Origin of the sequence: Paraburkholderia sp. J12, from assembly GCF_905220215.1 — a bacterium.
Lineage (GTDB): Bacteria > Pseudomonadota > Gammaproteobacteria > Burkholderiales > Burkholderiaceae > Paraburkholderia.
Genome location: NZ_CAJMZC010000013.1, coordinates 157,340 through 178,928, shown reverse-complemented (window position 1 = coordinate 178,928; position 21,589 = coordinate 157,340). Strand labels below are relative to the sequence as shown.

General features: G+C 67.6%; 18 protein-coding genes. 8 read left to right on the top strand and 10 right to left on the bottom strand.

The window, feature by feature from the left end; all coding sequences use genetic code 11:
- Positions 1-6: 6 nt before the first annotated feature.
- Positions 7-696: a DedA family protein gene (locus U5760_RS24940; protein WP_322014983.1), complete on the bottom strand. Its 690-nt coding sequence runs from the start codon at positions 694-696 to the stop codon at positions 7-9.
- A gap of 149 nt (positions 697-845) precedes the next feature.
- Here U5760_RS24940 and mutL point away from each other — a divergent pair, with 149 nt between their 5' ends.
- The 5 genes from mutL (at position 846) to U5760_RS24915 (ending at position 8,384) form a co-directional block, all read left to right on the top strand.
- Positions 846-2,960 carry a DNA mismatch repair endonuclease MutL gene (mutL, locus tag U5760_RS24935; protein WP_415914173.1) on the top strand — a complete coding sequence of 705 codons (2,115 nt, stop codon included), beginning with the start codon at positions 846-848 and terminating at the stop codon, positions 2,958-2,960.
- A gap of 8 nt (positions 2,961-2,968) precedes the next feature.
- The gene (gene miaA / locus U5760_RS24930; RefSeq protein WP_322014982.1) at positions 2,969-3,961 is read left to right on the top strand and encodes a tRNA (adenosine(37)-N6)-dimethylallyltransferase MiaA; all 993 of its coding nucleotides are present in this window, start codon (positions 2,969-2,971) and stop codon (positions 3,959-3,961) included.
- A 297-nt stretch (positions 3,962-4,258) separates the two neighbouring features.
- Complete coding sequence (gene dalD / locus U5760_RS24925; RefSeq protein WP_322014981.1) at positions 4,259-5,671, top strand: D-arabinitol 4-dehydrogenase; 1,413 nt, start codon at positions 4,259-4,261, stop codon at positions 5,669-5,671.
- 217 nt (positions 5,672-5,888) lie between these two features.
- Positions 5,889-7,370, top strand: coding sequence for a xylulokinase (xylB, locus tag U5760_RS24920; protein WP_322014980.1), 1,482 nt, complete (start codon positions 5,889-5,891; stop codon positions 7,368-7,370).
- A gap of 66 nt (positions 7,371-7,436) precedes the next feature.
- Positions 7,437-8,384, top strand: coding sequence for a sugar-binding transcriptional regulator (locus tag U5760_RS24915; protein WP_322014979.1), 948 nt, complete (start codon positions 7,437-7,439; stop codon positions 8,382-8,384).
- Positions 8,385-8,558: 174 nt separating this feature from the next.
- Here the strand turns inward: U5760_RS24915 and U5760_RS24910 are convergent, their stop codons facing one another.
- The 6 genes from U5760_RS24910 to U5760_RS24885 form a co-directional block, all read right to left on the bottom strand.
- The gene (locus U5760_RS24910; RefSeq protein ID WP_322014978.1) at positions 8,559-9,668 is read right to left on the bottom strand and encodes a sn-glycerol-3-phosphate ABC transporter ATP-binding protein UgpC; all 1,110 of its coding nucleotides are present in this window, start codon (positions 9,666-9,668) and stop codon (positions 8,559-8,561) included.
- 86 nt (positions 9,669-9,754) lie between these two features.
- Positions 9,755-10,441 carry an HAD family phosphatase gene (locus U5760_RS24905; RefSeq protein WP_322014977.1) on the bottom strand — a complete coding sequence of 229 codons (687 nt, stop codon included), beginning with the start codon at positions 10,439-10,441 and terminating at the stop codon, positions 9,755-9,757.
- On the bottom strand, positions 10,438-11,316 hold the full coding sequence (locus U5760_RS24900) for a carbohydrate ABC transporter permease (RefSeq protein ID WP_322014976.1): 879 nt from the start codon (positions 11,314-11,316) through the stop codon (positions 10,438-10,440). The genes U5760_RS24905 and U5760_RS24900 overlap by 4 nt, the downstream gene beginning before the upstream one ends.
- Positions 11,313-12,233, bottom strand: coding sequence for a sugar ABC transporter permease (locus U5760_RS24895; RefSeq protein ID WP_322014975.1), 921 nt, complete (start codon positions 12,231-12,233; stop codon positions 11,313-11,315). Before U5760_RS24895 ends, U5760_RS24900 begins: the two co-directional genes overlap by 4 nt.
- A gap of 171 nt (positions 12,234-12,404) precedes the next feature.
- The gene (locus U5760_RS24890; protein WP_415914172.1) at positions 12,405-13,730 is read right to left on the bottom strand and encodes an ABC transporter substrate-binding protein; all 1,326 of its coding nucleotides are present in this window, start codon (positions 13,728-13,730) and stop codon (positions 12,405-12,407) included.
- Between the two features lie 125 nt (positions 13,731-13,855).
- Positions 13,856-14,659 (bottom strand): L-iditol 2-dehydrogenase, encoded by an 804-nt coding sequence (locus U5760_RS24885; RefSeq protein ID WP_322014974.1) that lies wholly within the window; start codon positions 14,657-14,659, stop codon positions 13,856-13,858.
- A 350-nt stretch (positions 14,660-15,009) separates the two neighbouring features.
- Between U5760_RS24885 and U5760_RS24880 the strand changes: the two genes are divergently transcribed.
- From U5760_RS24880 to U5760_RS24870, 3 genes are read left to right on the top strand one after another with little or no spacing between them, the layout of a single operon-like run.
- Entirely contained in the window at positions 15,010-15,939 is a 930-nt protein-coding gene (locus tag U5760_RS24880) for a metal ABC transporter solute-binding protein, Zn/Mn family (protein WP_322014973.1), read from the top strand.
- Positions 15,940-15,973: 34 nt separating this feature from the next.
- Positions 15,974-16,936, top strand: a complete 963-nt coding sequence (locus U5760_RS24875; protein WP_322014972.1) for an ABC transporter ATP-binding protein — start codon at positions 15,974-15,976, stop codon at positions 16,934-16,936.
- Positions 16,929-17,717, top strand: coding sequence for a metal ABC transporter permease (locus tag U5760_RS24870; protein ID WP_322014971.1), 789 nt, complete (start codon positions 16,929-16,931; stop codon positions 17,715-17,717). The genes U5760_RS24875 and U5760_RS24870 overlap by 8 nt, the downstream gene beginning before the upstream one ends.
- Positions 17,718-17,791: 74 nt before the next feature.
- Here U5760_RS24870 and fghA read toward each other — a convergent pair whose 3' ends face one another.
- The 3 genes from fghA to U5760_RS24855 all read right to left on the bottom strand — a co-directional run bounded on the left by fghA (position 17,792) and on the right by U5760_RS24855 (position 21,360).
- The gene (gene fghA / locus U5760_RS24865; RefSeq protein ID WP_322014970.1) at positions 17,792-18,637 is read right to left on the bottom strand and encodes an S-formylglutathione hydrolase; all 846 of its coding nucleotides are present in this window, start codon (positions 18,635-18,637) and stop codon (positions 17,792-17,794) included.
- Between the two features lie 14 nt (positions 18,638-18,651).
- The gene (locus U5760_RS24860; RefSeq protein ID WP_322014969.1) at positions 18,652-19,758 is read right to left on the bottom strand and encodes an S-(hydroxymethyl)glutathione dehydrogenase/class III alcohol dehydrogenase; all 1,107 of its coding nucleotides are present in this window, start codon (positions 19,756-19,758) and stop codon (positions 18,652-18,654) included.
- A 117-nt stretch (positions 19,759-19,875) separates the two neighbouring features.
- The gene (locus U5760_RS24855; RefSeq protein WP_322014968.1) at positions 19,876-21,360 is read right to left on the bottom strand and encodes a xylulokinase; all 1,485 of its coding nucleotides are present in this window, start codon (positions 21,358-21,360) and stop codon (positions 19,876-19,878) included.
- Positions 21,361-21,589 lie beyond the last annotated feature (229 nt).

The following is a 21,589-nucleotide window of genomic DNA, read 5'->3' as shown; positions in this document are numbered from 1 at the left end:
CGCGGATCAGCGGTTGCCGTTGGTGCCGCGCACGCCGTCGTTGCGCGAGCCCCTTTTCAGCATCTTCCACACGGCGCCGATGACCACCGGCACGATCGCCGCGCCAATCCCCACCAGCACGATCACGTTCAGGTACTGGCGAATGAACGGGATGTTGCCGAAGAAGTAACCGAGCAGTACGAGCAGCAGCACCCACAGCAGCGCGCCCGCCACGTTGAAGAGCTGGAAGCGCTGCATGCTCATCTGCGAAACGCCCGCGACGAACGGCGCAAAGGTACGCACGACCGGAATGAAACGCGCGAGCACGATGGTCTTGCCGCCGTGGCGCGCATAGAAGTTATGGGTCTTTTGCAGCGCGGCGCGGTCGAGGAAGCGTTCGAGCCCGGGAATATGCGTGTTGAAGACAGCCGGCCCGATGCGGCGGCCAATCAGATAGTTGACGGTATTGCCCGTGACCGCCGCCACGATGAGCAGCACGACGAGCGCGCCGAGGTTCATCTCGTGCGTGGCCGCGAACGCGCCGCCGATGAAGAGCAGCGAGTCGCCAGGCAAGAAAGGCAGCACCACGAGACCGGTTTCGCAGAACACGATCAGGAACAGCACGGCATAGACCCAGGCTCCGTACTGTTGGATGAAGACTCCGAGAAACTTGTCGATGTGCAAGACAAGGTTGGCGAACTGCAGCAGCGTGTCCAAAGGCGTCCCTTATTTATGCGGATGGTGGGCGGATGGGCGAGAAGGAAAATTGACCGCGCCATCATACCGAAAGTGCCCGGGCGTCACGAGAAAATCCCATGAAGCAAGGCGGCCAGGGCCGCGCATGCCGAATCGCTATAATGGCGCGCATGTCTTCGCACATCGATCCCACCGACGCTGCCGGGCCCACCCCGGCCGGCGACGACGCCACCGCCGCGGCCCCCGCGAGCGCGATGCGCGCCGCGCAGCCCGCCCGCGCGATCCAGCCCCTGCCCGACCAGCTCATCAGCCAGATCGCCGCCGGCGAAGTGGTCGAGCGGCCCGCTTCGGTCGTCAAGGAACTGCTCGAAAACGCACTCGACGCGGGCGCGGCGACGCTGCGCATCCTGCTCGACGAGGGCGGCGTCAAACGCATCTCCATCGCCGACGACGGCTACGGCATTCCCGAGCGCGAATTGCCGCTCGCGCTGATGCGCCACGCCACGAGCAAGATCCGCTCGCTCTCCGAGCTCGAAAGCGTCGCGACGCTCGGGTTTCGCGGCGAAGCGCTGGCCTCGATCGCCTCGGTGGCCGAGATGTCGATCACGAGCCGGCCGGCCGACGCGCCGCACGCCGTCAAGATCGACGCGAATACGGGCACGCTCGCGCCCGCCGCGGGCGGCCAGGGCACGACCATCGAAGTGCGCGAGCTGTACTTCAATACGCCCGCGCGGCGCAAGTTCCTCAAGAGCGAGCAGACGGAACTGGGCCACTGCCTCGAGATGATCCGTCGCAGTGCGCTCGCGCGGCCCGATGTCGCGATTTCGGTGCTGCACAACGGCCGCGCGGTCGAGCACTGGAACGCGAGCGATCCGGCCACGCGTGTTTCGAAGATTCTCGGCGAGACCTTCGCCACGGCCCACCTGCCGCTCGACGAGCGCGCCGGCCCGCTCGCCGTGTACGGCTGCGCCGGCCTGCCCACCGCGAGCCGCAATCGCGCCGATCAGCAATACTTCTTCGTCAACGGCCGTTTCGTGCGCGACAAGCTGCTCACGCACGCGGTGCGCGCCGCCTACGAAGACGTGCTGCACGGCGACCGCTATCCGTCTTATGTGCTGTTCCTCGATCTGCCGCCCGAAGCGGTGGACGTGAACGTGCATCCGTCGAAGATCGAGGTGCGCTTTCGCGACTCGCGCTCGATCCACCAGTTCGTGTTTCATGCCGTGCAGCGCGCGCTCGCGCGGCATGCCGGGGCGTCGCCCGAAACCACCTCGGGCGGTCACGCCGCGCTCATCGAGCCGCGGCCCGCGCCGGGTGCGGGCGTGCTGGGATCGGGAGCGTCTGCGGGGTTGTCGTCGGGTGCCTCGGGTAGCGCAGGCGGGTTCGGCACCGCACGCGTGGCCACCAGCTTTGGCGGTTCGGGTTCGGCCGGCGGCGCCGGTGGCGGCGCGCGTTCGTCGTCGGGCTTCCTGACGGGCGGCGGCAGCGGCGCAGGCGGCGGTGCGTCGAACACCTGGCGCCAGTCGCGCATGACCCAGGGCTCGCTGCCCGTCGCGCAGCCGCTCGCCCTTTACGACGCCCTATTCGGGCGCAAGGACGTGGGCGCCGGCACCTCGCAGGGTTCGACGATGCTGCAGGCGGAAGACAGCGGCGCCGATGCCACGCCCCGCGCCCCGCTGAGCGCCTTCGAAGCGGGCGACGACCACCCGCTCGGCTTCGCGCTCGGCCAGGTCCACGGCATCTACGTGCTCGCGCAGAACGCGCGCGGCCTCGTGATCGTCGACATGCACGCCGCGCACGAGCGCATCCTCTACGAGCAGTTCAAGGAAGCGCTCGCCGAACGCTCGCTCGCCGTGCAACCGCTCCTGATTCCGGTTTCGATGACGGCCGATCCCGTGGAAACGGGCACCGTCGAAGAAGAGAAAGCGACACTCGAAGCCCTCGGCTTCGACCTTGCCGTGCTCTCGCCCACCTCGATCGCGATCCGCGCCGTGCCCGCGCTGCTCAAGGACGCCGATCTCACGGCACTCGCGCGCGCGGTGCTCGCGGACCTGCACGCGTACGGCGGCTCGCGCGTGCTGACCGAGCGCCAGCACGAAATGCTCGGCACGCTCGCGTGCCACCACGCGGTGCGCGCGAACCGGCGCCTCACGCTCGACGAGATGAACGCGCTCCTGCGCCAGATGGAGGCCACGGAACGCGCCGACCAGTGCAATCACGGCCGGCCCACGTGGTATCAGCTCACGCTCGGCGACCTCGATCGGCTCTTCATGCGCGGTCAATGACGCGGTCCATGAACCCGGTCGCAACATCCCGGAGCGGCAGCGAGCCCGAACCCCTGCCCGTAGCCTGCCTGCTCGGCCCGACCGCCTCCGGCAAAACGGCGGCGGCGCTCGCCTATGCCGCGCAAGCGGCCGCGCGCGGGCGCGAGGTGGAGATCGTCAGCGTGGATTCGGCGCTCGTCTATCGCGAGATGGATATCGGCACGGCCAAACCGTCGGCCGAAGAGCGCGCCGCCGCGGTCCATCACCTGATCGATATCGTCGATCCCGCCGACGCCTACTCGGCCGCGAGCTTTCGCGCCGACGCGCTGCGCGTGACGGGCGAAATCGTGGCGCGGGGCCACGTGCCACTGCTGGTGGGCGGCACGATGCTCTACTACCGCGCACTCACGCAGGGCCTGAACGACCTGCCGACCGCCGACGCCGAAGTGCGCGCGGCGCTCGACGCCGAGGCGGCCCGCGACGGCTGGCCCGCGCTGCACGCGCGCCTTGCCGCCGTCGATCCCGAAACGGCCGCGCGCCTCGCGCCGAACGACTCGCAACGCATCCAGCGCGCGCTGGAAATCTACCGGCTCACGGGCCAGCCAATGTCGGCACTGCTGGCAGCACCTTCGCCACGCGACGACGAAACCGCGCGCTACCGCTTCGTGCCCGTCGCGCTGGAGCCGTCCGAGCGCAGCGTGCTGCACGCGCGCATCGCGCAGCGTTTCGACGCGATGCTCGCCGCCGGCCTCATCGACGAGGTGAAGGCGCTGCGCGCGCGCGGCGATCTGAACGCGAACCTCCCCTCGATGCGCTGCGTGGGCTACCGCCAGGTCTGGGAATACCTCGACGGCGCCATCGACTACGACACGATGCGCGACAAGGGCGTGTTCGCCACGCGCCAGCTCTGCAAACGCCAGCTCACCTGGCTGCGCGCGATGCCGGAGCGCATCGTCGTCGATTGCTGCGCGCCCGATGCGACCGCCCAGGCGCTCGCGGCCGTGGCGCGCATCGGCGGCTGAGCGCCGCCGCCGTCCTCTCGCGCTCGTCCGCGGCGCCCCGCCGCCGGCCGGGCCATCCCGCTTGTGCACCACAACATCGGCGCAACCGCCCGCCGCGTGCCCGCTCGCGCGCTGCGCGCAGATGCGCTCGCGCCGCGCTGCGCCACGGAAACTCGGCCTGCCCGTCTTGACTTTCGTTTAGCGCGATACGATCATTCGTTCATTGCAAGAGCAATTGCTCTATCCGAATCCACAGTCACCATCCATCACAGACAGACGCGCAGGCAATGCGCGCACTCCGCCTCTCTGGAGACACACATGACTAGCGAACAAAGCGGCGCAAACGTGATCCTGCACATCGGTGCCGGTTCGTTTCACCGCGCGCACCAGGCGTGGTATCTGCACCGCGTCAACCTCTCGCGCGCGCCCAACGAAGCGCCCTGGTCGCTCACGGTCGGCAATATCCGCTCCGACATGAACGCCGTGCTCGACGCCCTCGCCGCCCAGCAAGGCGTCTATACGCTCGAAACGGTAACGCCGCAGGGCGAGCGCCACTACGAGACGATCCGCTCGATCACGCGCGTGCTGCCGTGGTCGGCCGACCTCGCGGGCCTGATCGAAGCGGGCGCCGACCCGGCATGCAAGATCATCTCGTTCACCGTGACCGAAGGCGGCTATTACCTCGACGAGCACGACCGCCTCGACACCGCGAACCCCGACATCGCCGCCGATCTGAACGGTGCGCGCACGACCATCTACGGCGCGCTCGCGGCGATCCTCGAAGCGCGCCGCGCACGCAACGGGGGCCCCGTCACGCTGCAGACCTGCGACAACCTGCGCAGCAACGGCAAGCGTTTTCACGCGGGCATGCGCGAATTCCTCGCGCTGCGCGGCGCCACCGGACTGCGCGACTGGTTCGACGCGAACACGGCCTGCCCCGACTCGATGGTCGACCGCATCACGCCGCGCCCCACGCCCGACGTGCGCGAGCGCGTGAAAGAAGCCACCGGCTTCGACGACGCCTGCCCGGTGATGGGCGAATCGTTCATCCAGTGGGTGATCGAAGATCACTTCTGCGCGGGACGCCCCGCCTGGGAGCGCGCGGGCGCGGAAATGGTGGAATCGGTGATGCCTTACGAAGAGGCCAAGATCCGCATCCTCAACGCCACGCACAGCTGCATCGCGTGGGCGGGCACGCTGATCGGCCTCGACTACATCCACGAAGGCACGAACGACGCCGATATCCGCACCTTCGCGCGCGAATACGTGACCGAAGACGTGATTCCGTGTCTCACGCCCAGCCCGCTCGATCTCGCGAAATACCGCGACGTGGTGCTCGACCGCTTCAGCAATCCGTATATCCAGGACACGAATCAGCGCGTGGCCGCCGACGGCTTTTCGAAGATCCCCGGCTTCATTGCGCCCACGCTCGCGCAGCGCATCGCGGCGGGCGCCACGCCGGCCGCCACGGCGATCCTGCCCGCGCTGTTCCTGCGCTTTCTCGAACGCTGGCATCAAGGCACGCTGCCCTATCGCTACCAGGACGGCGTGATGGACGAAGCCGCCACGCACCGCATGCTCGAAGCGCAGGATCCGCTCGCGGTCTTCTGTGCCGACAAGCTGCTGTGGGGCCGTCTGGCGGGCAATCCGGCGCTCGCGCCCGCACTGCGCGAAGCCCTCGCGCGCGTCGACGGCTGGCTGGCCGCGCGCGGCTGGCCGGTGGCGTCCTGAAGCGATGTGCCGGGGCGATGTGCCGAGTCGACGTCCTGACGCGGCACCCCCTGCAGCTAGTCTCTCGCCCCTAATGTTTTGACGGTGACGCGCGCTCAACACCTTCGCATGACGACCGCGCCGCGACCCGCCTTCGCGCCCCGGGTCGCCGCGCATGGCGCGGCGGCGCCGGCACGGCTAAAGTAGCGCATCCTTTTCCACGACATCGCTCGCGCCCATGTATCTTGGCATCGACCTCGGCACCTCCGAAGTAAAAGTCCTGCTGCTCGCGCCCGATGGCCGCGTGATCGGCACTGCCGGCTCGCCGTTCGTGGTCTCGCGCCCCCATGCGCGCTGGGCCGAACAGAATCCCGCCGACTGGTGGGACGGCACGCGCCGCGCGCTCGCCGCGCTGCGCGACCGGCATCCCGCCGACTTCGCGCAGGTGCGCGGCATCGGCCTCTCGGGGCAGATGCACGGCGCCGTCCTGCTCGACCGGCACGACAACGTACTGCGCCCCGCGATCCTCTGGAACGACATGCGTGCCGTGGACGAATGCGCCGAACTCACCGCGCGCGCGCCGCAGCTGCATCGCATCGCCGGCAATCTGGCGATGCCCGGTTTCACCGCGCCCAAGCTGCTCTGGGTCGCGCGCCACGAACCGCAGATCTTCCGCGACACGGCCTGCGTGCTGCTGCCAAAGGACTATCTGCGCCTGCGCCTCACGGGCGGCAAGGTGTCCGATCCCTCGGACGCGGCGGGCACGCTGTGGCTCGACGTGGCGAAGCGCGACTGGTCCGACGCGCTGCTCGACGCCTGCAACATGACGCGCACGCAGATGCCGACGCTTGCCGAAGGCAGCGCGCCGTCCGGCACGCTGCTGCCCGAAATCGCCCGCGAGTTCGGCCTGCGCGACGATGTGATCGTGGCCGCGGGCGGCGGCGACAATGCCACGAGCGCCATCGGCATCGGCGCGACGCAGCCCGGCGACGGCTTCGTCTCGCTCGGCACCTCGGGCGTGCTGTGCGTGGTGGGCGACCGCTTCCGGCCGAATCCCGCTTCGGCCGTGCACGCGTTCTGCCACGCGATTCCCGACCGCTGGCACCAGATGAGCGTCGTGCTTTCGGCCGCGAGCTGCCTGCGCTGGGTCTGCAAGCTCACCGGCACCGACGAGCCCACGCTGCTGCCCGAAGTCGAGAAACTTCCGGCCGCGGCGCTCGCCGACGCTCCGCTCTTTCTGCCCTATCTCTCGGGCGAACGCACGCCGCACAACGACCCCTATGCGCAAGGCGTGTTCTTCGGCATGACGCACGCCACCGATCGCGCGCTACTCGGCTACGCGGTGCTCGAAGGCGTGACGCTCGCGCTCACCGACGGCCTCGACGCGCTCGCGGCAGCGGGCACCGAAGTCGGCGCCCTCTCGATGCTCGGCGGCGGCGCACGCAGCGCGTATTGGGCACAGCTCGTGGCCGATGCGTTCGACACGCCCACGCGCCAGCACGGCGGCGGCGAAACGGGCGCGGCACTGGGCGCGGCGCGGCTGGGCTGGCTCGCGGCGGGCGGCGCCCCGGGCGAAGTGCTGACGAAGCCGCCGGTCGTGGCCGAATACACGCCGAACGCCGCGCGTCACGCCGCGCTGCGCGAGCGGCTGGAGTCGTACCGCGCGCTCTATCGCCACGTGAGGCCGCTCTTCGAGCGCTCGCGCGAGCGGCTTGCCTGAGCCTTCGCCGCATGCGGTCCCGTACCCGACTGGCCCCGCCCCTTCGCCTCGACGCCTGAGAACACCGTGCCCAAGTCCACAGAAAAACTCGATCTCGCCACCCGCGCCGCGTGGCTCTACTACGTGGCCGGCAATACGCAGAACGAAATCGCCGAGAAGCTGCAGGTCTCGCGGCCCGTCGCGCAGCGGCTCGTTGCCTTCGCCGTCGAGAAGAATCTGATACGCGTGCGCGTGGATCATCAACTGGCGGACTGCCTCGCGCTCGCGGACCGGCTTTCGAAGCGCTATGGGCTGTCGGTGTGCGAGGTCGTCCCCCTCGACAACGACACGCCCGAAGAAGTCGATCGCAAGCTCGCCGTGGCCGGCGCCCAGGTAATGGAGCGCTATCTGGCCGAAGAACGGCCGATGGTGGTCGCGGTGAGCAGCGGCCGGACCCTCAAGGCGGCCGTCGACCAGATCGCGCAGCTCGAGCGTCCGCAACACCGGCTCGTTTCGATGGTGGGCGCGATCGCGCAGGACGGCTCGTCGAATCGCTACGACGTGGCGCTGCACATCTCCGAGAAAACCGGCGGCAGACACTTCCTGCTGCCTGCACCGCTGATTGCCGACAACGAGGCCGAGCGCGCGCAGTGGTGCAATCACCGGCTCTATCGCATCGTCGAATCGCTGTCGGGCGACGCCGACGTGGCGTTCGTCGGCATCGGCAATATCGGCGAGCATTGTCCGCTGCATGAAGACGGCTTCATTACGGCCGACGAAGTGCGCGAGCTGATGGGTCTTGGCGCCATCGCCGAAATGCTCGGACTGCCGATCGACGCCGCGGGCCGGCGCGTGGATTCGCCCACGGGGCGGCGCGTGACGAGCGTGCACCTCGACTCGCCGCCGAAGCGGCCGACCATCGGTTTTGCGGGCGGGGCGAGGAAACGCGATGCAGTGATTGCCGCGCTCAAAGGCGGGTGGCTGTCGGGGCTCGTGACCGACGAGGCCTCCGCGAGGGCGGCACTCGAAGTCTAGCGTTTGCCTGCCTTGACTCTGGCCTTGGTCGCGTTCAAAACGCCCGCGCCCAAAAAATAGCCCGCATAAGCGGGCAAAGAAGGGCAACCACAGTCAAACACGGTACGGCGCCGCCACTTTTCGACTACGGTGCGGCGGCGCTCAAATCCACAACGATCGCTCAGATCAAGGCATTCAAGCCGCCAGTTCCTGCGCAAAGCGCCGCTCGAAAGCCTGGCCGTTCGCATCGAACAGATGGCAGTGATCGGGCGTCGTGCCCAGCCGCAGGAGTTCGCCGCGCTCGTGGCGCTCGAGCGGCGGAATGCGCGCGATCAGCCCATCGGGCGCCACCGACGACTCCGCATAGAGATATGCCGCATCGCCGAGCGACTCCACGGCCATCGCCTTCGCGCTCACGCCATATTCGCTCGTGCCCACCTGCAGGTGCTCGGGGCGGATCCCCACCGTCACCTGATCGCCCTCGCGCGCGCCGCGCGGCTCCACCGCCACCGTCTGCGTTTCGCCCGTCGCGTAGCGCACCACGATGCCGTCGCTCGCCACCTGCTGCACGAGACCGTCGAGGAAATTCATCTTCGGCGAGCCGATGAAGCCCGCCACGAAGCGGTTGGCCGGCGCATGATAAAGACGGTTCGGACTCCCGACCTGCTCGACGTTCCCCGCCGAAAGCACAACGATCTTGTCGGCGAGCGTCATGGCCTCGACCTGATCGTGCGTCACGTAGATCATGGTCGTCTTGAGCTCGTCGTGCAGGCGCGCGAATTCGAGGCGCATCTTCACGCGCAGCGCGGCGTCCAGATTCGAGAGCGGTTCGTCGAAGAGAAAGACCTTGGGCTTGCGCGTGATCGCGCGCCCGATCGCCACGCGCTGACGCTGACCGCCCGAAAGCTGCTTGGGCTTGCGGTCGAGCAGATGGTCGATGTGCAGGATCTTCGCGGCGTTCTTCACCGCCGCGTCGATCTCGGGCTTCTTCGCACCCGCGAGCTTCAGGCCGAACGCCATGTTGTCGTAGAGCGACATATGCGGATAAAGCGCGTACGACTGGAACACCATCGCAATGCCGCGCTTGGCGGGCGGCACGTCGTTCATGCGCGTGCCGTCGATGGCAAGGTCGCCGGCGCTGATGTCCTCCAGCCCCGCGATCATCCGCATGAGCGTCGTCTTGCCGCAGCCGCTCGGGCCGACGAACACGACGAATTCGCCGTCGCCGATATCGAGGTTCACATTGCGCAGCACTTCGTTGTCGTCGTAGCGCTTTGCCACGTCCCGCAGGATCACGCTTGCCATGATGTGTCTCCGTTCATTGCTCATGTGGGAGGGCGCCTACCCGGCACCCGCCCGCCATCATCCGTTACCGGCGCAAGCCGCGCCGCTCAATGCGACGTGGCTTGCGCCTTTTGCACCCAGTACGCCACCCGCGCGGGCAGCGTGCTCATGTCGTCGAAAATCTCCACTGCGCCGGCTTCGCGCAGCTCCTGGTCGTGCGCCTCGCCCACATGCGTGCCGCCCACGAAACCCAGCACGGTCATGCCCGCCGCACGCGCGGCGGTGACGCCCGCGAGGCTGTCCTCGACGACGATGCACGCCTCGGGCGCCACGCCCATGCCGTGCGCCGCGGCCAGATAGACATCCGGCGCGGGCTTGGGCTTCGCCACCTGATCGGCGCAATACACGCGTTCGCCGAAGAACCGGTCGAGGTCGTTGCGCGCGAGCACCGCCCGCACCACGGCCGTGTAGCTGTTGCTCGCGCACGCCCGGGTGAGCGTGATGGCGGCGAGCGCCGCGGCCACGCCCGGAAAGAGCGGCGCGGCCTGGGCCTCGCGCTCGGCCGCCACGCCGATCGCCGCGACATCGGCCGCCGTGAGCGTGCGCCCGAGTGCTTCGCCGGCGCCGCCCAGCACGCGTTCGATGCGCTGGCCGAGCAGCGGCATCACGACCGGCGCGACGTCGGCGCCGGGCCAGCGTGCTTCGAGTTCGCGCACGAGCACGCGCGCCGCCACGGCTTCGCTGTCGATCAGCACGCCGTCGCAATCGCAGATCAGTGCGGCAATCCCCGTCATTTGACCGCCCCGAACGTGAGGCCACGCACGAGCTGCTTCTGCGAAAGCCAGCCGACGATCAGCACCGGCGCCACCGCCAGCAGCGAGGCCGCGGAAAGCTTGGCCCAGAAGAGCCCCTCGGGACTCGAATACGAGGCGATGAACACGGTGAGCGGCGCGGCGTTCGAACTCGACAGGTTGATGCTCCAGAATGCTTCGTTCCACGAAAGGATCACGAGTAGCAGCGCAGTCGAGGCGAGTCCCGGCACCGCCATCGGCATGAGCAGATAGACGATCTCCTGCCACGTCGCGGCGCCGTCCATGCGGCCCGCTTCGAGAATGTCGCGCGGAATCTCGTTGAAGTACGTGTAGGCCATCCACACCGCGATCGGCAGGTTGATGAGCGTATAGACGATGATGAGTCCGCTCACCGTGTCGAGCAGCCCCGTGTTCTTCCACAGCAGGTAGATCGGCACGAGCACGCCCACCGAAGGCATCATTTTCGTCGAGAGCATCCACAGCAGCACTTTCTGCGTGCGCTGGTTCGGGAAGAACGCCATCGCATAGGCCGCCGGCACGGCGAAGAGCAGGCACACCACCGTCACGCCGGCCGAGATCAGCACCGAGTTCCAGGCGAACGCGAAGTAGTTGCTGCGCGCGAACACTTCACGGAAGCTGTCGAGCGTCGGCATGAAGAAGATCGACGGCACATAGGCCTGCTGCTCGGTCTTGAACGCCGTGATGGCCATCCAGAAGATCGGGAAGAAGAGCGCGAGCGCGATGATCCATGCCAGCACACCCGGCACCACGCGGCCGATGAACTGCAGCGGCGAAGAGCGGTTGACCGCGTGCGGCGACTCGGGCGCGCGGGCGGAAGAAGCGGTGATTTGGCTCATTTTTCGTACTCCCCTTTGAGGTTGCGCGCGAGCATGCGCACGAGGAAGAACGACACGATGTTCGCCAGCACGACAGCCAGAATGCCGCCCGCCGAAGCGATGCCCACGTCGAACTGCTGCAGGCCCATCGAGTAGATCAGGTAAGTGAGGTTGGTGGTCGCGTTGCCGGGGCCGCCGCCGGTCGTGGTGTAGATCTCGGCGAAGATCGACAGCAGGAAGATGGTTTCCATCATCACCACCACGGCAATCGCGCGGCGCAGGTGCGGCAGCGTGATGTAGAAGAACAGCGAGATGGCGCCCGCGCCGTCGATCTTCGCGGCTTCCTTCTGCTCCTGGTCGAGCGACTGGATCGCCGTGAAGAGGATCAGGAACGCGAACGGCAGCCATTGCCACGCCACGATCATGATGACCGCGGTGAGCGGATAGTCGGCGAACCAGTCGATCGGCGTGAGGCCCACTGCGCGCATCGCGATGGCCACGAGCCCGTACACCGGGTGCAGGATCATGTTCTTCCAGATCAGCGCGGACACCGTCGGCATCACGAAGAACGGCGCGATCGCGAAGAGACGCGCCACGCCCTGGCCGTAGAACTTGCGGTCGAACAGCACGGCCATCAGTACGCCGCCCACCACGGTGATCACGAGCACCGACACGATCAGTTCGAGCGTGTGCGCAATCGAAGGCAGGAACGACGGATCGGTCGCGAGGAATTTGTAGTTGTCGAGACCGGCGAATCCCTTCAGGTCGGGATTGAGCAGGTTATAGCGCGTGAACGAATACCAGATCGTCATCGCGAGCGGTATCGTCATCCACAGCAGCAGTACGGCAACGGAAGGCGACACCAGCCAGCGCGAGGCCGATTTTCGCGACTCGACCTGCTGGGACTGGGGACCACGGGCTCGATGGAGAACTGGCATGGGGAGATGGAGATGACGCATGATCGTGACCACCCTTTGCTTGGGCGCCGCGGGGAGCGGCGCTACTTCGTGTGACGCGGGCCGGCCGCCCGGGTGAGCGGGGCGGGCGGCTCGGCTGTCGCGTCGCGTTACTGCAGAGGCTACGGACTGCTTGCTGAATCCGGTCCCGGCTTACTTCTGGTAGCCGGCCTGGGTCACGGCGCGGTCGGCAGCGGCGTTGCCGGCCGCGAGCGCCTGATCGACGCTCATCTGCCCGGCCAGCGCGCCGGCGATGCTCTGACCGACCACGGTACCGAACGACTGGAACTCAGGAATGCCGACGAACTGGATACCCGTGTACGGCACCGGCTTGGCCGTCGGATGGTTCGGGTCCGCCGTCGTGATGGCCTTCAGCACGAAGTCCGAGAACGGTGCGGCGGCCTTGTACTCGGGACGCTGATAGGTCGAGGTACGCGTACCCGACGGCACCGAACCCCAGCCCTCGTCCTTCGCCACCATTTCGATGTAGTCCTTCGAGGTCGCCCATTCGATGAACTTCTTCGCGGCGTCCTGCGACTTCGACGACTTCGGCACGGCCAGCGCCCACGACCACAGCCAGTGCGAGCCGTTCGGCGTGACTTCGGTCGGCGCGGCGGCGAAGCCGATCTTGTCGGCCACCTGCGACTGCTGCTTGTTGTACAGAATGCCCGCCGCCACGGTCGCGTCGATCCACATCGCGCACTTGCCCGAGGACATCAGCGTCAGGTTCTCGTTGAAGCCGTTCGAGCTCGCTCCCGGAGGGCCGTCCTTCTTGAGCATGTCCACGTAGAAGTTCACGGCCTTCTTCCACTCGGGCGTGGTGAGCTGCGCGTGCCACTTCTCGTCGAACCAGCGGCCGCCGAAGGTGTTCGCCACCGTCGTCACGTAGGCCATGTTTTCGCCCCAGCCGGCCTTGCCGCGCAGGCAGATGCCGTAGGTGCCGTTAGCCTTGTCGGTGAGCTTGTCGGCGAAGTCGCGGATCTGGTCGTAGGTCGGCTGCTCGGGCATCGTGAGGCCCTTCGCCGCGAACAGATCCTTGCGGTAATAGGTCATCGAGCTTTCGACGTAGAACGGCAGCGCGTAGAGCGTGCCGTTGTACGAGAGGCCGTCGCGCGCCGTCTTCACGACGTCGTCGAGGTCATAGCTCGCGGGCAGGTTCGTCATCGGCACGATCCAGCCGCGCTTGCCCCACTGCGGCGCCTCGTAGGTGCCGATCATCATCACGTCGAACTGGCCGCTATTGGTCGTGATGTCCGTGGTGGCGCGCTGGCGCAGCACGTTCTCTTCGAGAATCACCCAGTTCAGCTTGATGCCCGGATTGGCCTTTTCGAAGGCCGGTGAGAGCTTCTTCAGCTCGATCATGTCCGGGTTGTTCAACATCGCGATCGTCACGGTCTGTGCGTGAACGGCGCTTGCGCCCGCGGCGGCGATGGCGCCCGCGCCAAGCATGCGCAATGCGGTGCGGAAGGCTGGTTTCATGACTTGTCTCCTGTGTTTGTTGCGTTGTTTGCTGCGTGGGTTATGGCTTCGTTGCTGCGTCGCGATTACATCTAGTCGCGGTTACATCTATATAGGCACTGCCGGTCGAAACGCGTCGTATCGCCTTAACTCATCCAGTTGCCGCCATCGACGTTGAGCGTCTGCGCGGTGATGTAATCGGCATCCGCCGACGCGAGAAAGAGCGCGGCGCCGGTGAGGTCGCCGGGCAGCCCCATGCGCCCGAGCGGCACAGCCTCGCCCACGAGCCGTTTCTTTTCGCCGAGCGGCCGGTTTTCGTAGCGCGCGAACAGCGCATCGACCTCCGCCCACATCGGCGTATCGACCACGCCCGGCGCGATGCCGTTCACATTGATCTTGTGATGCGCGAGCGCGAGCGCCGCCGACTGCGTGTAGCTCAGCACCGCCGCCTTGGTCGCGCAGTAATGGGAAACGAGGGCTTCGCCGCGGCGCCCGGCCTGCGACGACATATTGATGATCTTGCCGCCCTGGCCCTGCTCGACCATACGGCGCGCCACGGCTTGCATGAGGAAGAACATGCCCTTCACGTTGACGGCGAAGAGGCGGTCGTACACATCCCAGGATTCGTCGAGGATCGGGCGCATGTCGAACAGCGCCGCGTTGTTGAAGAGGATGTCGATGCGGCCGAACTGCTCGAGCGTCTGCGTCACGATGCGCTCGATGTCCTCGCGGCGGGTCACATCCGCGCAAACCGCATGCACGCGGCCCGGGTAGTCGCTGGCGAGTTGCGGCGCGATGGCGTCCACAGGTTTCACATCGACCAGCACACAGCGCGCACCCTCTTCCAGATAACGGCGCGCCACCGCCTCGCCGATGCCGCTCGCCGCACCGGTCAGCACCGCCACCTTGTCCTGCAAACGTCCTGCCGCCGGATTCGCGGTATGTGCCACAGGGTTGTCTCCCATATCGTTCGTGCCGTCGCTCGGGCCGCTGCTCCCAGGGTCAAGTGAGCGAACGCCCAACGTGTGAGCATTTGCTCTGTCGGTGGTCGAATGATCGGACACGCATGGGCGCATGTCAAGGCGGGCAAACGCGATTTAACGAGATTTCGATGGTGCAACGCGCAAGCTCCGACCACGCATACGGCTACGCACGGCGGAACAGCGCTGGGCGCGAGCGCTGACCCGGCTCGCCATCAATTGCGATACGTTATATCATTGCGCCTTCGCCTCATCCGGACCCGGCCGTCCCTGGGGCCAGAATGCTCCCGCCGTTCCCTTCCCTATCAAGGATAGAACTCATGATCACGTTGAACCCGGCGCGTGCGCGCCTGACGCAGAGGTCCGCGCGCGCCGTCGTCCGCCTCGCGGCCACGCTGACCGCCGCCTTCGGCTTCGCCCACGCGGCCTTCGCCGCAGACGCGGCCATCCCCGTCGTCGCCGCCGAGAACTTCTATGGCGACGTGGTCAAGCAGATCGGCGGCTCGCACGTGGACGTCACGAGCATCATGAGCAACCCCGACCAGGACCCGCACCTCTTCGAAGCCAGCCCGAAGACGGCCCGCGCGCTGCAGCACGCGCGCGTGGTGGTCTACAACGGCGCCGACTACGACCCGTGGATGGCGAAGCTGCTCGGCGCCACCCAGGGCGGCCAGCGCGTGACGATCGTCGCGGCGGATCTCGTCGGCAAGAAGGCCGGCGACAATCCGCACCTCTGGTACGACCCGCACACCATGCCGGCCGTCGCGCGTGCGGTGAACGCCGCGCTCGCCGCCGCAGACCCGGCGAACAAGAGCGTGTACGATGCGAACCTGGCCACGTTCCTCGGCTCGCTCAAGCCGATCGACGACAAGGTCGCGGCGCTGCGCGCGCGCTACCAGGGCCAGCCGGTGACGGCGACCGAACCGGTGTTCGGCTACATGTCGGACGCAATCGGCCTCGACATGCGCAACATGCCCTTCCAGATGGCCACGATGAACGATACCGAAGCGAGCGCCTCCGACATCGCCGCCTTCGAACGCGATCTGCGCGAGCGGCGCGTGCGCGTGCTGATCTACAACAGCCAGGCGACCGAGGCGCTCACGCGCCGCATGCTGGCGCTGGCGAAGCAGTCGAAGGTGCCGTCGATGAGCGTCACCGAAACCGAGCCGCCGGGCGCGACGTACCAGCAGTGGATGCTCAAGCAGCTCGACGCGCTGGATGCGGCGCTCGGCGCTTCGGCCCACAGCTGAATGGAGACTGGTTTGAGGCAGCAAGGATGACCCGATGACGATGGCAGTTCCCCCGGCCGGCTCCCCCGCCGGCCCGCACCCGGGCGCGTACCCGCATCAGCACGGACACGCGCAGCCGGTGCTCACGCTTGCCGGCGTATCGCTCGCGCTCGGCGAGCGCACGATCCTGCGCGACGCGAATTTCGCCATCCAGCAGGGCGAGTTCATCGGCGTGCTGGGGCCGAACGGGGCGGGCAAGACCACGCTCATGCGCGCGATCCTCGGTCTCGTGCCGGCCTCGCATGGCGCGATCCGCGTGCTGGGCGAACCGGTGGCGCGCGGCAATCCGTCGATCGGCTATATGCCGCAAACGCGCACCGCGCTCGCCAGCCGCCGCGTGCGCGGGCGCGACTTCGTCGCCATGGCCGCCGACGGCCACCGCTGGGGCCTGCCGCACACCAATGCGGCCACGCGCGCCGACGTCGCGCGCGTGCTCGATCTGGTCGGCGCAACGAAGCTCGCCGACCGCCCGCTTTCCGAACTCTCGGGCGGCGAGCGTCAGCGCCTCCTGCTCGCGCAATGTTTGCTGGGCGACCCCAAGCTGCTGCTGCTCGACGAGCCGCTCATCAGCCTCGATCCGCACCATCAGCGCGGCGTGGTCGAACTCGTGCGGCGCGTGCAGCGCGAGCTCGGCATCGCCGTGCTGTTCTCAGCGCACGAGCTCAACCCGCTCCTCAATGCGCTCGACCGCGTGCTCTATCTCGGCAACGGCGTGGCCGCGCTCGGCAGCGTCGATGAGGTCATCACGGGGCCCGTGCTCTCGCGGCTCTATGGCTCGCCCATCGAAGTGATGCGCATGAACGGACGCATCTTCGTGATGTCGGGCGACGTGGAGGTGGAGAAGCACGACCACGGCCACGAGCACGATCATGCGCACGAGCACGAGCACGAACACCCTCACCACGACCACGCCCCGGCGCGCGGCGGCAACGCACACGACCACACGCACGATGCTTGAATACGATTTCATGGTGAACGCCTTTGCGGCGTCGGGCATCGTTGCGGTGCTCGCGGGCATCGTCGGCTATTTCCTCGTGCTGCGCGGCCAGACCTTCGCGGGCCACGCGCTCTCGCACGTCGGCTTCACGGGCGCGACGGGCGCCGTGCTGCTCGGCGTTTCGCCGATGTGGGGGATGGTCGGCTTCACGCTCGCCGCCGGCGTTTCGATGGGCGCGCTCGGCGAAAAGCTCGCGGGCCGCGACGTGGCCATCGGCGTGATCCTCTCGCTGGCGCTCGGCTTCGGCCTGCTCTTCCTGCACTTCTTCACGGCCTATGCCACGCAGGTAACGTCGCTCCTGTTCGGCAACGTGCTGGGGGTGAACCGCGAGACCCTCGGCGCGCTCGCCGTGCTCGCCGCCGCCAGCCTCATCGCCCTCGGCGCGATCATGCGCCCCCTGCTGTTCGCCTCGCTGCAACCCGAGCTCGCGGAGGCCAAGGGCGTGTCGCTGCGACTCGTCTCGGTGCTGTTCCTCGCCATCGCCGCGCTCGCCGTGGCCGCGTGCACGCAGATCGTGGGTGTGCTGCTCGTCTTCACGCTGATGGTCGGGCCGGCCGCCGCCGCGCAGAATCTCACCACGCGGCTCGCGAGCGGCCTCGTGCTCGCCGCCGCGCTCGCGCTCGTTCAGGCGTGGCTCGGCGTGGCGCTCGCCTACTACACCGACTGGCCCACGAGCTTCTGGATCACCGCGCTTTCGGCGCTCGTGTATGGCGTGAGCCTGATCGGGCGGCGTCAGACCTGAAACGGCGTGCCTGATGTAAAAACGGCGTTGCACCGCGAGGCGCAACGCCGTTTTTCTTTCTCGCGCAGCCGGACTTACTTGAGCAGCACCCGCGCGTGATGCGCGATGTGATCCTCGATGAAGGTCTGGATAAAGAAGTAGCCGTGATCGTAGCCTTCGTGACGGCGCAGCGTCAGCGGCTGCCCCGCCGCGCGGCATGCGGCTTCGAACACGTCGGGGTTCAACTGGTTCGCGAGAAACGGGTCGGCCATGCCCTGATCGACCAGGATGCCCTCTTCGAACCGGTGCGCCGCGTGCGCTACGAGTTCGCTCGCGTCGTACGGCTTCCACGCCTCGCGATCGTCGCCCAGATAGCCGCTGAATGCCTTCTCGCCCCAAGGGCAACGCATGGGTGCGGCGATCGGCGCAAAGGCCGACACCGAGCGATAGATCGCCGGATTGCGCAGCGCGAGCACGAGCGCGCCATGCCCGCCCATCGAATGCCCGAAGATCCCCAGCCGCTCGCCATCGACCGGCAGACTGCCCGTGACCGCCTCGCGCAGCTCGTCGCGCACGTACGCGTGCATGCGCCAATGCTTCGACCACGGCTCGCGCGTCGCATCGACGTAAAAGCCCGCGCCGACGCCGAAGTCCCACGCCTCGGCTTCGCCCGGCACGTTGGCGCCGCGCGGGCTCGTGTCGGGCGAGATCAGCGCGAGGCCGTGCTTCGCCGCGTAGCGCTGCGCGCCCGCCTTGATCGGAAAGGTCTCTTCGGTCGAGGTGAGCCCCGCCAGATAAAACAGCCCCGGCACAGACTGCCTGCGCGCCTGCGGCGGGAGATACACGGAAAAACGCATCGGCAGGCCGATCGTCGCGGCGTCGTGCTGATAGATGCGCTGCACGCCGTCGCAGCACGCGTGTTCCTCGATCAGGGTCAGCATGGTGTCGCCCCGCTTCAGTAGAGCACGACCGAGCGGATCGACTCGCCCTGCTTCATCAGATCGAAGCCCTCGTTGATCTTTTCGAGCGGCAGCGTATGCGTGATGAGATCGTCGATATTGATCTTGCCTTCCATGTACCAGTCCACGATCTTCGGCACGTCGGTGCGGCCGCGCGCGCCACCGAACGCCGAGCCTTTCCACTGGCGCCCCGTCACGAGCTGGAACGGCCGCGTGCCGATCTCCTCGCCCGCGGCCGCCACGCCGATGATGAACGACTGGCCCCAGCCCTTGTGCGTGCATTCGAGCGCCTGGCGCATGAGCTTGACGTTGCCCACGCATTCGAACGAGTAGTCGGCGCCGCCATCGGTGAGCTGCACGATGTGATCGACCACGTTTTCGACTTCGTTGGGGTTGATGAAGTGGGTCATGCCGAACTGCTTCGCCAGCTCCACACGCTTGGGGTTGATATCGACGCCGATGATCTTGTCGGCGCCAATCATCTTCGCGCCCTGGATCACATTGAGGCCGATGCCGCCCAGCCCGAACACCACCACGTTCGCGCCCGCCTCCATCTTCGCCGAGTACACCACGGCGCCCACCCCCGTCGTCACGCCGCAGCCGATATAGCAGACCTTGTCGAAGGGCGCGTCCTCGCGGATCTTCGCCACCGCGATCTCGGGCACGACGATGTAGTTCGAGAACGTCGAGGTGCCCATGTAGTGAAAGAGCGGCTTGCCGTCGAGCGAGAAGCGCGAGGTCGAGTCGGGCATGAGCCCCTTGCCCTGGGTCGCGCGGATGGCCTGGCACAGATTGGTCTTGCGCGAGAGGCAGAACTTGCACTGGCGGCATTCGGGCGTATAGAGCGGAATGACGTGGTCGCCCTTCTTCAGCGTGCCGACGCCCGGCCCCACGTCCACGACGATGCCCGCGCCTTCATGGCCCAGGATCGCCGGGAAAATGCCTTCGGGGTCCGCGCCCGAGAGCGTGTAGTAGTCGGTGTGGCAGATGCCCGTCGCCTTCACCTCGATCAGCACCTCGCCCGCGCGCGGGCCTTCGAGATCCACTTCCTCGATCGTCAGCGGGGCACCCGCTTTCCATGCGACGGCGGCTTTGGTCTTCATGTGTTCTGCTCCTTGTGAAACGGTGTATCGGTATATCGGTGTGTCCATGCGCACTCTCGTGCGCTTCGCTGCGTTATGGCTGCGTTATGGCTGCGTTATGGCTGCGTTATGGCTGCGTTATGGCTGCGTTATGGCTGCGTTATGGTTGCGATGTGGCTGCGCCGCTGCGAACCAGGTCCGCGTGCGGCCATAAAGGTCGATGAAGCGTGCGTAACGGGCGGCAAGCGGTGCAGCAAACGCGGCCTCGCGGCGCGGCGACGCCACCCGCGTCGCCGTGGGCGCGAGCGCGGCGAGATCGGCCGCCTGCCAGTGACCGCAGGCCAGCGCACCCAGCATCGCGGCGCCGCGCGCGGCGGCGTTCGGGCAGTCGATCGCGTCGAGCTCGACATCGAGCGCGTCGGCCAGCAGTTGCCGCCAGCGTGCATCGACCGAGCCGCCGCCCGCGAGCTTGAGACGCGCGATGGGGGTGCCGCTTTCGCGGATCGCATCGAGCCCGGCTCGCAAGGCAAACGCGACGCCCTCGAAAGCGGCGCGCATGAGCGTGCCGCGCGTGTCGCCCAGCCCCGCGCCGAGCCAGCCGCCGCGCGCCGCCGGATCGAGCCACGGCGAGCGCTCGCCGCTCAGGTACGGCAGGAATGCGAGCGTAGCGGAAGGCTCCGCGCCGAAGGCTTCTTCGTACGCGCGGGGCCAATCGTATGACAACCAGCCGCGCGCTGCTTCGAGCGCCACACCCACGTTCTGCATGGCGGCCATCGTGTACCAGCCGCCGCTCGCCGAACGATAGCGATGCAGGCCGCGCCGGGCCGCCGGTTCGCTACGCGCCGTGACCAGAATCTGGCCGCCCGTGCCCGTGGTAATGAGCGCGTCGCCATCAAGCGCGAGGCCGCTGCCGAGCGCGGCGCACGGCGTATCGCCCGCGCCCGCCGCGAGCACGATGCCCGGGTTCAGGCCGAGCGCCTCGCCCGCCGCGGCCGAAAGCGTGCCGCTCGCCTCGCCCGAGGCCGCGAGCGGCGCGAACCAGCGCAGCGGCAAGCCGAGTCGCGCGATCAATTCGTGGTCCCACGCGCCATCGGGCGCGGCGAGCGCGGTCGCGCAGGCATCGGAGGGATCGGCGACGATCGCGCCGCCCAGCGCCACGCGCAGCCAGTCTTTGGGTTGCAGCGCCCAGCGCGTGCGCTGCGCGATATCGGCTTCGTTCGACATCACCCAGCGCAGCAGCGGCCCGGCCATGCCCGGTGCGACGGGATTGGGCTGCGGCTCGGGCCACGCATCCATCAGCGCGTGGGCGCGCGTATCCGGCCAGAGCATGGCGGAGCGCAAGGCCTCGCCGGCTTCATCGGTCAGCACGACACCATGCATCTGCCCGGAAAAGCCGATTGCCCGCACCGCGGCGCGCTCGCCGGCATCGAGCCGCGCGCAGGCCGCGCATAACGCATCCCACCAGCGCGCAACGGGAATTTCGGCCCAGCCCGGCTGGGGCGTATCGAGCGCATAAGGGACGCTCGCGGCCGCGCGTTCGACGCCCGCCTCGTCGACGATCGCAACCTTGAGCGAACCGGTGCCGAGATCGATGCCGAGAAAGCGCGCTTGCAGATGACTCATGGCGTATCGGGGGTAGGGAAAAGACCGTAAGACGATCATGATAGCGGGCACATGTGCTGCGTCGCGCCAAACCCGCAAACGACAGGAAATCCGGCCATTCGCGGGTTAACCCGGTGGAGTGCGACGCGCTGCAAAATCATCCACATGCAGATTGCGGAATATAGTTCATAAGACTGCGCCCATATGATGCAGCGAACGCGCGCCGCGCGTCGGGCCGCTCAGCTGGGCG